A 12,000-nucleotide genomic window follows, 5' to 3' on the forward strand; every position below is an offset into this window, starting at 1 on the left:
AACTATCAACTTCGCTTGGCCACGATCCGGCTGATTGCGGTCGAAGCAACGGGAATGAGTGTCATTTGCAACACGGGTGAAATTCCGACTCCAAGGATGGGGACCAACGGCATCGAACTATAGGCCCAGCGATTTACAACATGAACGGCCCATAGTTCAAAATTGACGGCCAGTAGGACGCCGATTACCATCTGAACGACCCAAGTTGCGGGATGCAAGTAACTATCTCGATTTGAGAGCCACCAGATGTCTTCGTGAATCGTCGCGATAGTCGCAAACAGCGTGAGCATGAAGAGCATGTCACCTGTGGCGGTTGCCTTGAAGCACATCCAGAAAGTGTCCTGGAAGGGTGCGTCACCAGATTCAAACAACGGCATTTGCGCATTTTCCCAAGCTAAATGCAGGACAAACGCGCTGGCAAAATATGCCACCAAAGGAAGAATTCGGTTTTTTGCCGTTGAGTCGATCATCCTGATGTCCTGCCGGTAAAACGTCTGGGTGATAAATGAATACGGCTCATCAATAGCCTGACGTGGATATCTCCCGATGGTATCTGCAGCACCGCTTGCCGTTTTGCTGGTTCAAAAAACGGTTGTCTCCACGCCATATTTGCTGAGTTCGCCACGACAGAGCAAGCTACAAGTACGGGCAGTAAATCTCCGCTGCATGCCAGAATTTGTGAGGTAGCGGGATCAGGATGAGCGCCAGGATCACGAAGGTTGCGTAGCCGATCCAGCGACGGCCGGGGCTGATCGGTGTGATGTCGTTCAGCGGCGGTATTCCGCGTCCGGCGATGAAGTAGATGAACAAGGCGAAGAACAGCAGGCCGGGCCAAACAAAGATCGCCAGCAGGAATAGCGACCACATTCCGACACTGCTGATCGTTTCTCCGACTCGCCGTCCGAACATCGCTCGGGCCATGTGCCCTCCGTCGAGTTGACCGATCGGCATTAGGTTCAGGGCTGTGACCAACAAGCCTAGCCATCCGGCAAATGCGAGCGGGCTGAGTTGCAGCAAGTAACCGTCTTGAAGCTGATCGCCCAGAGCGATTTTGGAAATCAATGCAAAGAGCAAAGATGATCCCGCGGATGTGCCGTGCCCCATCATCGCTGACGCTGGTTCCGCATCCGGTGGCAGCACTTCGGTCGTTTGCAATCCGATCAGGAGCGCCGGTATCGCGACGACGAGTCCCGCCAGCGGACCTGCCACGGCAACGTCGAACAATGCCCGTCGATTCCTTGTTGGTGACTTCATTTGAATGAAGGCACCGAAGGTACCCAACGCGAAGGGGACCGGGATGAAAAACGGCGGCGAAACATTCAATCCGTGGTGACGGGCCATGAAATAGTGGCCCATTTCATGGACGCCGAGGATCAACAACAGGCCAACGGAATACCAAAGCCCGACCGCAATTTCGCTGGGCTGTTCCAACAGATTGACGCCTTGGTGCAGTGCACCCGCCCAGGTCGTGGTTAGAAACGTAAGACCGAACAGGAGCCAGTGCAGCCACGGTCGGGTCGGTCGCTCCAGTACCGATTCATCGGTTGGCCGGTTCATCAAAACGATAGCCGTGCCCAGTTCTTCGTCCTGTTGAATCATGGGAACAACGTTCTCGCCAAGGTCCGATTGCAGTCGCATTAACGCTTCATCGGCAGGTGCGGTCAGGCGTCCGCGAAAGATTCCTGCACTATGTTGCTGCGTCGCCACTCGCACATCCATCACTGCGCGAATCGCATCCGGCTGTTCGCCGTCCGAAATCATGCGAACCCCATCGTCGATCGTGTGGTCGGTCTCTTCTTGTTGCTCGCCGCGAGCCGCAGCAGCCATGCTCGCGATCATCCAAAAGCATAGCAAAAGAACGATAGGCAGCCACAGAAATGCACCCATCATCGTGCCGCCAGGCATCATCAACAGAATCAGCACGGGCAACAAGAGACAGATCATGAATAGGACATTGAGCCAGCCGATTGGTGTTGATTTCTTTTCCATGATGTTCTTCGTGTTTGGTGTTCCAAGTGTCTGTTTCGTTTGCTCTTGCAGCCAATACAACTACGCGGCATGACCGTCCGCATGTTTCGAGTCGTCGTCATCTTCCGTCCAAGAGAGAAAGAGTTTTTCGCCAGCGAAGATGAAGACAATTCCGCCCAGGGCGACCCAGATGACGAGCATGTCGCTGGTCGCTTTGATCCAAAGGAACGCTCCTAGAATGATGGTGTCGAGCACGATTGCGGTAATCGGCATCCAGCGATTGGCGTTGACCTTTTCGCGAACATGACGCAGCACGCCCCAATGCACTGCCATGTCCATCACGATGTAGAAGATCGCTCCGAGAGATGCGATACGCGATAGATCAAAGAGAATGGTCAGCGTGACTGCAAAGACGACGGTGTAGACAAGCGTATGCTTTTGAATACCGCCGGGCATACCAAAGTGTTTGTGCGGAACGAGCTTCATTTCGCTTAGCATCGCCAGCATTCGCGACACGGCGAACGTGCTGGCAATCAATCCTGAAATCGTTGCCACAATCGCGAGCCCCACGGTGAAGTACATTCCCCATTGCCCAAATGCCGGTCGTGCTGCTTCGGCAAGCGCGTAGTCTCGGCTTTCGATGATTTCTGCGATGGACAAATTGCCAGCCACGGCGAATCCAACAAGCATGTAGACGACTAGACAAATCGAGAGCGAAATAATGATCGAGCGGCCAATGTTTTTCTTTGGGTGAGTGATCTCCGAGCCACTGTTCGTAATCGTCGTGAAGCCTTTGTAGGCCAGCAGTGCCAGAGCGATTGCGGAGAGGAAACTGCCACTGGATGTTCGCTCTGTCACACCCACGCTTTCAAAATTCAACCCCGAAACCCAGAGGCCCGCGCCAGCAAACAAGAGGATGCCTACGATCTTGATGACCGCCGTAACAGTCGAAAACGTGCCGATGAATTTGTTGCCGAGTATGTTGACGATGAATGCAGCGACCAGTAGCCCAACGCCCAAGACGGGGACCAGGAACTGATTATCCTTCGCATCGAACAACTGCAATGTGTACGTACCAAAGGTTCGAGCAACGAGGCTCTCGTTGATGACCATTGAAAAATACATCAGCAGGGACATGCCAGCCGTCACGGTCCCTTTGCCGTACGCTTTCATCAAGAACATGGCGATGCCGCCAGCGGACGGGTACTGCTCGGCCATCTTGACGTAGCTGTAAGCACTGAATCCGGCAACGATCGCGGCAGCCAGGAACGCGAGCGGAAAGAGTCCTCCCGCCTGTTCTGCGACTTGGCCCGTCAACGCGAAAATACCCGCACCGATCATGACACCGGTGCCCATCGCAGCGGAACCGGTTAGCGACAGACTGTTTTCTTCGTACCCACCCGATGATTCTGAATTATTCATTCCTTGCCTAGTTCATTGTTCAGTTGGCTGCTGTTCCCCCTTCCTCACCACATGACTACAACTTCCTCTCTACATGACTACGAGCAAACATCACGCCAAATGAGTTGGGAGATTACGACGTGGAAGGGATGTTTTCGGGACCACTCGGTGTCTCCCAACTCCTTCACTTCCGATTTCCGGCTCGCTCATCCCGCGTCACTTTTCCGCAGCAGTTGTAACCGCAAGCAATCAGCGCCCCGAACAACCATCCCAGCACGAAGATTCCGACGGCACCGAGAATCGTCTCACCAATCGGCATGTCCCAACGCATGATGGTTGTCACGTCAACGCCGTGCATTAAGCTATTGAAGAACCGGATTGCGACATCCTTGGGGACGGTCATCATCACGAAGACACATCCGAGGTACGACACGATCGAGGCACTGGCGATCGCGAAGCCGAAACGTTTTATGCTAAGAGTTTGCATGATCTTGGTCCTTGTGTTGGTGGTCGTAATCAAGGTGGCCCGAGTGGTGGTTTGGCACCATGAGTAGGTGGCACCCGAGCATCAGAACGAGGAAGACGCCTAGGGTCACGCCTTCGCTGATTCCGAGCAAAGGTAAAACAAAAATCATCGCTATCGGGATCATGCAACCCAAAAGCATTCGCCAGAAGTGACTCATTGTTTCTTTTCGTTTTCTCGTGAATGAATGGATGGCTTGGTCGTTTGCTTCTTTAGATGCTGTTCAACGCTGTTTTCTTCATCAGTCGCTTGGGAAAGGAGGTGGGAGCTGGATGATTCGTACGAAAAAACCGCACCGACATGCACTGTTTTGGTACACATCGCTGCGGTTTGACGAGATTCAGTTAGCTGAGTCGCCTAGGGCCGGACGAAGAACAATCTTCTTCTTCTCCCAGCTCCCTTCTCCCAGCTTTCTCCTAGTGCTTGTGTCCGGCGTGATCGCCGCCTTCATGATCGTGACCTTCGTGCGAACCAGCCTTCTTGAGTTCTTCGACTTTCGCGAGTGTGGCTGCAGGGTTGGCTTGCGCCTTCTTCGTGCATCCGCCGCAGCAAAGGTAGACAGGTTTGCCGTCCAATTCCAGTTTGATCGGTGCGCCCATCGAACCCAGGAAGCCCGTGGTGTTGACTGCACAATATTTCTGTGCTTCCACTGCCATCCGTTCTTCCATCGGCAACTTGGCGAGCGTCGCCGTCGAGTCACGGAGCTTCATGACGGTTTTGACCGTCTTCGCACCGCCTTTTTGGGCGTCTTCCACGCAACCTTTGCAGCACAGGAAGACCGGTTTGCCTTCGATCATGACTTTGAGCGGTGTGCCCATCGCCCCCAGCCGATCGTAGGTCATGATCGGGCAGAACCGCTGTTCCTTAGCGAGCCGTTGGTCAGCGGCCGGAAGCGTGGAAAGGGCGTCTTCGATTTTCTTCTCGGCCTTCTGCATCGCTTCGTGATCATGGCCTTCGTGATCATGGCCTTCGTGGGCGAAGGCGTTCAAGGAACCAAGACTGCTAGCAATCAGGCCGAGAGCCAGCGACAGAATAAGCGGTGATCGTTTGATCGACATTCGAAAAATCCTTCGATTCAGGGGTTGGGGAACCATTTCTTTCGTTTTGCGGTTCATCCGGCAAACCTCTCACCAGCAACCACAACGCGAAAACGTTGTACGTTGCTCGGTTAGATGCTCGTCCTTCCCTGATCCTTCACGCAGATTCGGAATATTTTCGGGAACCGGGAAAGCATGCCGAAATTCAGGTCTTTGCTAATTTCGGCACAGCGAGTAGATGCCTGGAAACTGCGGCAAGCTGACTCACATTGATTTTTCGCGACGGATGCGATGGTTTGCGGCATCCAAGCGGCCATGTGAATTCACGATTCCTAAAAACCACTCGAGAGATTTTGATGATAAAAATGTTCATTGCAGCAACCGCGTTCTCACCGATGTGCGAATGAGCGGGTTGGGCCAGTGAAACTTTGGTCGGCTTGATCACTTCTGGTCCTTGCCCGTGGAAGAACACTTCTATTTCATTTGGCCGTGGATTGTCTTTACCGTGCCCGCTCGCTAGTTGCTTCGAGGCGTGAGAGAACAGCAATCCATCTTGCACAGATTGCCGACGCCACGTCGATGTCTTTCGTGACATACTTGCTTGCCCTCGCAAGCTGGCACATCCTCGAAAAACACTTCCTTCGATGGAAGCGATCGTTTGCGACCAAGTCCTCGGCTGATCTCAATTGACCGCGAGCAATTGATCCATTTCATTCAGATCGCGTAACCCAAAGGCGACCTTCCGTGTGCGATTTGCCGTCCAGGTGACGGCCAGACTCTTCTCATTGCTGGTCACATGCAACTCGTGGTCACCCCGCTGCACAAGCTGAACTGGCAGGTCGCCGAAGTTGACGTTCTGGCCGTGGCACTGCTCGATGACAAGAAAAGTCGAACCGTCGGGACGCTCGCAAACGCAAGCAACACAGTTGCACAGGCCAGGGCCACACATGCACTCACCTTCAACACAATTGCACTGCGGCATCGTTAGCAACTGCGCCGAAACCAATCGAGCACCGCTGGGCAAAGGCGATTGGACAATCGGTTTAAAGCCGACATTTTTCACGACCTCGTCCAGCGAAGCCTCTCGGCCCTCGTACTTTTTTGCGAGGGTTTGCATCGCCAGCCCAATGTCCTGCTGTTGAAGCGAAACGGTGTCCTGAAAATTGATAGCGGCGGCGTTCATCGCATGACCCGAATGATGCGAGTGGCCCGAATGAGCCATCTGCGTTGGTTCTTCGGCCGGTCGCCACGTCCACGCGAGAATTATGATCGACGCAGCCAAAGAAGCCACGATCACCATCACGTCTCTTAACTTTGATCGACCAGACTTCGCGGAAGACGAGTCGCTCGGCAAAGTGACTGGAGTTGTCGGCTCGACCTGCAAGCGCTCAGCGACAAACGCCCATGGCGGAGGCTGAAGATCGCGGAGAGTGCTAGTACCAACCAAGTCACTGATTCGTCCAAAGCTGCGTGACTCCGCACTGCATGCCTCGCATTGAGTGAGGTGCGAGTCGATATCTTCGGACAATGATACCGACAGCTCGCCGTCAAAGTGGGCGGAAAGTTGTTCGACAACGGTTTCGCAACGCATGGTAATCATTCAAACCTGAGTAAACTCCGACTTCCGAATGAAACCATATTCTATCGGATGAAAGTCTTAGAGTGCGTGGCCATTGAGCGAATCGGCGGCCAAATTGCTGACTTCAAACACGCTGATGACAAGACGATCGGCACCAATACTTTCGATGCTCTCCAGCCACACCTTCTTCACGCAAATTTACCATTTCTAAGAAAAAGGGGCCATTGGGAGTCTGGGAGACACGGAGACAGGCATTTGGAAATCTCCTTGACTCCCAGACTCCCCCTCCCAACTGCGGTTAGTGAGAGTGGCCTGCGTGACCATCAGCCCCCCATAGCCTCCGCTGCCCGAGGCGGCACAACCGCCCGCAGTACAGGCAAGTGCCAATATCACCAGCACAATACCCGTCGTTAATACGCTTTTCATCTCATTCATCCTTGATCGAGAAACTCTCTTACTGAAATGCTGGCGAGCCAGCGACGATTTGATCACTTACAAGAGCAGTGGTTAGATGCTTGACAGCTGAGCTTTCTTCACGACGTCCCACAAATCTATCTTCACTCAATTCGAGCAATCGCGAAGTACTTGGCTGGATCGGCTTTCACCTTTTTCACGCAGCCACGACAGCAAACAAACAGCGTTTCTCCGCCAACAGTCACCGGAACGGGATCGCCCATCGAACCCAACGGCTCGCCCATCACCGGGCAAAGTTTGTTATTGATGACACCGCCACCGGAGGCAACCATCGGCTGTTGCATGGATTGGGAAGCCATCGTTTGCTGCGACATATCATGCTGCGACATATCATGTTGGGGCATCGCCGCGCCGCCATCAACAGACGAACTGCCGCAGCCTCCTCCGCCGCAGCCCCCGCCACCGGGCATTCCAACAAGGGCTGTGCGGTCTTTTGCACAGCCAGAAATGACAAAGACCAGCGTAAGAGCGACTGGCCAGACCAACGACTTCATTGCGTTTTTCATGATTTCCTCGAATCCTTGAGGAGGTAGTGGTTTGGAGACTGCCCGCTTAGATGTCGCCACTCGCCGATTCCTTCACGGAAAAACGGGGAAAGCTGGGAGTCGGGAGTGAGAAATTTACTCAGCAACCTATCCATCGCTCCCACCTCCCACCTCCTCACTCTCTCCCCATCGCCCACTTTAATGCTGGCGGTGTGATCAACGTGGTCACGAAGACAACGATCACCAGTGCCGCGAACAACGAGTCGCTGATTACTTCGAGGCTTCGTCCGGCTCCCAATAACACGAGGCCGACTTCCCCTCGTGGAACCATGCCAATACCGATGCTGAGTCGATCAAGATCACGACCAGCGACTAGGCCCGCCACGAGTTTCCCAATCACCGCACACACGCAAAAGACCAACGCGAGCAGCAAAGTTTGAGAATTGAGAAAGAAGCGTACGTCGACTTGCATTCCCACGTACAAGAAAAACAGTGGTGACAAAAACCGCTCGATAGGCGAAACCGCAGCTAGAACGGTCGACTTTGCTTGAAAACCATTATTCTCCGGTTTTCCGTTCGCCGTGCTATTTCGCGTGACCAGCCCTGCCGCGAAAGCGCCGACAATCGCGGCCAAGCCAACCGATTGTGCGATCCAAGAAACCGCGAACGCGAAGGCAAGTGCGGAGTATAGAAGTCCGTCTTGCTTATCCAGGCGACGAGTGATCGCGAGGCCCCTTGCCGCCAAACGCTCTCCAGCAAAGATGACGGCAACAATGAAAAGCAGGGCGATCACGAGCGTCTTGCCAATGAGAAACCCATCAACGGAACCACTGATGGCGATTCGCGAAACGATGGCTAGCAACACCAAGCCCAACACGTCGTCGATGACCGCCGCGCCGAGGATGACTTCGGATTCGGGGCGTTCGATGGCTTTCAGGTCCTTCAGCACGCTGGCGGTAATTCCAACACTGGTCGCACTGAGTGTCGCAGCAAGAAACAAGTGACCGACAACATCCATTTCGACATGCAAAAGCAGGCAGGTCAGGTACGCCAGCGAAAACGGGGCAACAACGCCAACCAACGCCACGATGGTTGCTCGGCCACCAACCCGCCTCATCTTCGAGACGCTCGTTTCCAGTCCCGCAGTGAATAGAAGCAACACAGCTCCGAGTTCCGCCAGAGCCTGAAAGACGGTTGCAACATGCGCGGCGACCGGAACCGACTCGGCAAGCGGTTCCGACGAATCAGGGCTCATTATAATTTCAAACAGCGGTTCGCCGAACCACACGCCAAGGTTACCCAGCATCACGCCGAGCAACAGTTCGCCCAAGACGGAGGGCTGGTCCAGTCGGGCTGAGACCCATCGCATCGTCATCAGCGCTAGCGATAGAACGGTCAGTAACAGAAGCAACAATGAAAGTTCGTTCACGCCGATTCGCTGTGGCTACGGGAGTGTTCGTGGCCGTCACCTGAAGGTTCGTTACCGTCGGTGCGCATTTCAGCCACGATGACAGTCACCGCAACTGCCACAACAACAATTAGAGCAGTCACCCATTTTCGGAGAACGCTCCTTGCACTCGTTGGTGCAGTGTCCTCAGTCAACGAGAAAGACTCGGTATGCAAATTGCGGCATGGTACCTTTTGACGCCGCAGTGCGGTGACGACTTGGTCCGTCATCGCGGCTGGGCCGCAGATGTAGAAACCGGTTTTCATTAAGTCGCCTCCCAGCAAGCGGTTGAGCAACTTCCCATCAATGTGTCCGCTCTCGCCCGGCCACTTTTCATCTGGTTCGGAAAGAACATGTTCAACGTGCAAAATCGGTTCTTGCATTGATTGCATGTCAGCTAACTCGCTGCGAAACAGGATGTCGGCTTCCGTCTTGTTCCCATAGAGTATCACGACACGCCTCTTGTCGTCCGTATCTCGCATGTGACGAAGCATGCTCATCAGCGGCGTGATTCCGATGCCGCCAGCGATGAACACAAGTTCAGATTCGTCCCGTTGCAAAGTGTAGGAAAAGCGACCGAAGTCACCATGAACAATCACAGTTTCGCCGCGTTGAATCTCTCCTATTTGACTAGTCAAATCTCCCGATGCTTTGATCGTGGACTCGACGAAGCCGTTGAGTGTCGGGCTAGAAGAAATTGTGAAATGGTGTTCTTCCGCGGGGACTGCGGCGGAGTTCGGAAACGTCAAAAAGTTAAATTGTCCCGGCAAATGCTCTGACACTTCCCCCTCGGGCAAAGCCAAACGCAATGTCCAAACATCCGGTGATTCTTGCCGAACGTCTTCAACTCGGTATGGCTTGGCGGCCAAACGTTGCGGTCGGATGAGCCGATGCCAGACAAACGCTGCGATCGCCACGCCGCCAAGCAGCACCCACAAAGCCTGCATCGGAAATGCCGACAAATCACCGCCCGCATACCAACTGTGCAGCAAGGCCAACGCAATGATCGCGATGGCCAGCGTATTGTGCAAAACCCGCCATCTCTCAAAACTGAGATTCAACGATCGACGAAACACGGAGATCAAAATGTGAACGAGCAAGAGCAGGAGCGTCGTCTTGCCAGCCCAGATGTACCACGTCTGATCCAGGCCGTAGAGCAATTTCCAATTGCCCTCACCGAACGCCAACAGAACGGGATGCACGAGCATCAGGGCGAGTGCGAAGATGCCCATCGAGCGATGAAAAACCATCACGCTATCGAGCCCAAAGAAGCGATTCGTTAGCGGCAGTCGCGCGGCCAGGACAAACTGCATCAGCAGGACGCCGATTCCGATCAGGCCACTATTCTTCGCCACCTCGCTCGAAAACGAATGGTCCGTTTGCGGGACCGCCAGCAAAGCAATCCAAACCGGTGCGGTCACGGTGAGCACGTAGAGTGCGATCAGAGCGGTTTTCATGTTAGTAAGGAGTAAGGAGGTGGGGAGCAAAGGTCATCCGGAACTCTCCTTGTCTCCCAGCTTTCTTCAGTGATGCTTATACCAGCCAGTTCGTTTGATATCGTTCCAACTCGTCGTTTGATGACACTGGTGACATTGCTCGACTCGGGCGTGCGGTTTACCGGCGACCTTCGCCGAGATCATCTTGAAGTGCATCATGTAGTGGCTTGGTGGTGCCTGATGGCATTGGTTGCAGTCAGTCGAGCTAGTTGAAGGGTGTTTGAATTCGGGGATCGTCCAGCGGTCGGTTGCATGGCATTGGGCACAATCGCTGCCGAACAAGCTCTGGTGTTGATCATCGTTGGAATGACAAGAAGCACAGTCGAGCACCGATTCTTGCAAGCTGATTCGTTCGTGCAGCGGAGACGCCAGTCGCAGTCTATCGACGAGCAAGTTGTAGGCCGACGCTTCTTCTGTTCCCGCTTCCGCATTTTGCATGTCCTTCATCCCGATCGACGTCAGCATCGAGTGGTCCATCTCCGAAAGATTCGCATCCAGCCCTTGATGTTCGCGGTGGCATTGCTTGCAGGTGCCGACGCTGGCATGGAAAGCCGTCGGTTGTCGTTGCAGAATCGACTCGTTGTTGGCATGGCACATGATGCACTTTGCGTTGTCCATGCCCATTGCTGGCGTATGGCAGGCTTGGCAGTTATCTGAAAGGTTCGCATGGGCGGCGGATAACGTGCCGGGATTGACCGAGCGGTGCAGCGAGTGTGACACTACCTCCGTAGCAGACTTGGGCAAAACGCCCATGGCGTAGGCGGTCGACAGGATGGCCACGAGCGTGACGAAGATTAGTAAATTGCGTTTCATGGAGATCGAGTCTTATTCAAACCACCGCAAACCGAAGTAGACGGCGTAATACACATGCATAAACATCAGGGCATAGAGAACGAACGAAATCACAATGTGAAACTTCAGCCATTTGCCGAACCAGAGTTTGAAGTCTTCGTGCGTCGCGATTGCGTATTCGACATCCGCAATGGATTCGGCAAGGCGAACGAGTGTGATCGTGCTTTGGCGCGGCGTGATCGCTGTGTCGCTCGCTTCCGACAGAAAGAAGCCAGCAGTCAGACGGCTGAAGAATCCTGAGAAAGGTCGCAAGCCTTCTGCGGTAGCCGGATGAGAACCAACCTCCACGACGGCTTGGTCGTAAGCGTTTTGCAATTCCGAGAGCATCGCCTTCTTGGCTTTGATCTCTTTGGCGAATCCCGACATCAGGTATCGCCCGATGAAGCCGCTGACAACGACTAACAATGTCATCGCCGTCAACGTGATTCCCAGCGAGCTGTTGTATTTGTGGCCACTATGCAGAATGACCAGAATCGGCCCCAACACCCCCGCATAGATATGCCAAGCGAGAAGCGTCCGCATCGAAACGTGTTTGGTGACGGCCTGCTTCAATTTCTTGTTGCGTTTGACGACGAGGTAGGCCAGCGGCACCAGCATCAGCAGCGCACCAGTCACGCCAAAAACGCCTCCCCATAAACTGCCTGCGAAGCGATGGGAATGATGCAACGGAAAACCAAGCCATGCGAGCAGCATGAGGAATACGAGGCCGGTGACGACTATCTTTTCGCGTTCTTTCAT

Annotated in this window: 12 protein-coding genes; all 12 read right to left on the bottom strand. The window is 54.1% G+C overall.

Annotated features, from left to right (window positions below):
* Nucleotides 1–5: 5 nt before the first annotated feature.
* Entirely contained in the window at nt 6–470 is a 465-nt protein-coding gene (locus ABD971_RS31150) for a hypothetical protein (protein WP_345327587.1), read from the bottom strand.
* Between the two features lie 166 nt (nt 471–636).
* Nucleotides 637–1,989 carry a site-2 protease family protein gene (locus ABD971_RS31155; RefSeq protein ID WP_345327589.1) on the bottom strand — a complete coding sequence of 451 codons (1,353 nt, stop codon included), beginning with the start codon at nt 1,987–1,989 and terminating at the stop codon, nt 637–639.
* Between the two features lie 60 nt (nt 1,990–2,049).
* On the bottom strand, nt 2,050–3,390 hold the full coding sequence (locus ABD971_RS31160; RefSeq protein WP_345327591.1) for an APC family permease: 1,341 nt from the start codon (nt 3,388–3,390) through the stop codon (nt 2,050–2,052).
* 163 nt (nt 3,391–3,553) lie between these two features.
* Nucleotides 3,554–3,856, bottom strand: coding sequence for a DUF5676 family membrane protein (locus ABD971_RS31165; RefSeq protein WP_345327593.1), 303 nt, complete (start codon nt 3,854–3,856; stop codon nt 3,554–3,556).
* Between the two features lie 452 nt (nt 3,857–4,308).
* Nucleotides 4,309–4,950 (bottom strand): hypothetical protein, encoded by a 642-nt coding sequence (locus tag ABD971_RS31170; protein WP_345327595.1) that lies wholly within the window; start codon nt 4,948–4,950, stop codon nt 4,309–4,311.
* A 184-nt stretch (nt 4,951–5,134) separates the two neighbouring features.
* Complete coding sequence (locus ABD971_RS31175) at nt 5,135–5,488, bottom strand: hypothetical protein (protein ID WP_345327597.1); 354 nt, start codon at nt 5,486–5,488, stop codon at nt 5,135–5,137.
* A gap of 123 nt (nt 5,489–5,611) precedes the next feature.
* Nucleotides 5,612–6,520, bottom strand: coding sequence for an anti-sigma factor family protein (locus ABD971_RS31180; protein ID WP_345327599.1), 909 nt, complete (start codon nt 6,518–6,520; stop codon nt 5,612–5,614).
* A 545-nt stretch (nt 6,521–7,065) separates the two neighbouring features.
* Nucleotides 7,066–7,488 carry a hypothetical protein gene (locus tag ABD971_RS31185; protein ID WP_345327601.1) on the bottom strand — a complete coding sequence of 141 codons (423 nt, stop codon included), beginning with the start codon at nt 7,486–7,488 and terminating at the stop codon, nt 7,066–7,068.
* Nucleotides 7,489–7,642: 154 nt separating this feature from the next.
* Nucleotides 7,643–8,896: a cation:proton antiporter gene (locus ABD971_RS31190; RefSeq protein WP_345327603.1), complete on the bottom strand. Its 1,254-nt coding sequence runs from the start codon at nt 8,894–8,896 to the stop codon at nt 7,643–7,645.
* Complete coding sequence (locus ABD971_RS31195) at nt 8,893–10,371, bottom strand: ferredoxin reductase family protein (RefSeq protein WP_345327605.1); 1,479 nt, start codon at nt 10,369–10,371, stop codon at nt 8,893–8,895. The genes ABD971_RS31190 and ABD971_RS31195 overlap by 4 nt, the downstream gene beginning before the upstream one ends.
* Before the next feature lie 66 nt (nt 10,372–10,437).
* Nucleotides 10,438–11,223, bottom strand: coding sequence for a multiheme c-type cytochrome (locus ABD971_RS31200; protein ID WP_345327607.1), 786 nt, complete (start codon nt 11,221–11,223; stop codon nt 10,438–10,440).
* Between the two features lie 12 nt (nt 11,224–11,235).
* Nucleotides 11,236–12,000, bottom strand: coding sequence for a hypothetical protein (locus ABD971_RS31205; protein WP_345327609.1), 765 nt, complete (start codon nt 11,998–12,000; stop codon nt 11,236–11,238).

Source organism: Novipirellula rosea (assembly GCF_039541335.1).
Lineage (GTDB): Bacteria > Planctomycetota > Planctomycetia > Pirellulales > Pirellulaceae > Novipirellula > Novipirellula rosea.

Excerpts from the sequence above, each read along its gene's own strand:
- ABD971_RS31165 (WP_345327593.1), bottom strand. The coding sequence starts at position 3,856 with ATGCAAACTCTTAGCATAAAACGTTTCGGCTTCGCGATCGCCAGTGCC.
- ABD971_RS31160 (WP_345327591.1), bottom strand. The coding sequence starts at position 3,390 with ATGAATAATTCAGAATCATCGGGTGGGTACGAAGAAAACAGTCTGTCG.
- ABD971_RS31155 (WP_345327589.1), bottom strand. The coding sequence starts at position 1,989 with ATGGAAAAGAAATCAACACCAATCGGCTGGCTCAATGTCCTATTCATG.
- ABD971_RS31150 (WP_345327587.1), bottom strand. The coding sequence starts at position 470 with ATGATCGACTCAACGGCAAAAAACCGAATTCTTCCTTTGGTGGCATAT.
- ABD971_RS31170 (WP_345327595.1), bottom strand. The coding sequence starts at position 4,950 with ATGTCGATCAAACGATCACCGCTTATTCTGTCGCTGGCTCTCGGCCTG.
- ABD971_RS31205 (WP_345327609.1), bottom strand. The coding sequence starts at position 12,000 with ATGAAAGAACGCGAAAAGATAGTCGTCACCGGCCTCGTATTCCTCATG.
- ABD971_RS31195 (WP_345327605.1), bottom strand. The coding sequence starts at position 10,371 with ATGAAAACCGCTCTGATCGCACTCTACGTGCTCACCGTGACCGCACCG.
- ABD971_RS31180 (WP_345327599.1), bottom strand. The coding sequence starts at position 6,520 with ATGCGTTGCGAAACCGTTGTCGAACAACTTTCCGCCCACTTTGACGGC.
- ABD971_RS31200 (WP_345327607.1), bottom strand. The coding sequence starts at position 11,223 with ATGAAACGCAATTTACTAATCTTCGTCACGCTCGTGGCCATCCTGTCG.
- ABD971_RS31185 (WP_345327601.1), bottom strand. The coding sequence starts at position 7,488 with ATGAAAAACGCAATGAAGTCGTTGGTCTGGCCAGTCGCTCTTACGCTG.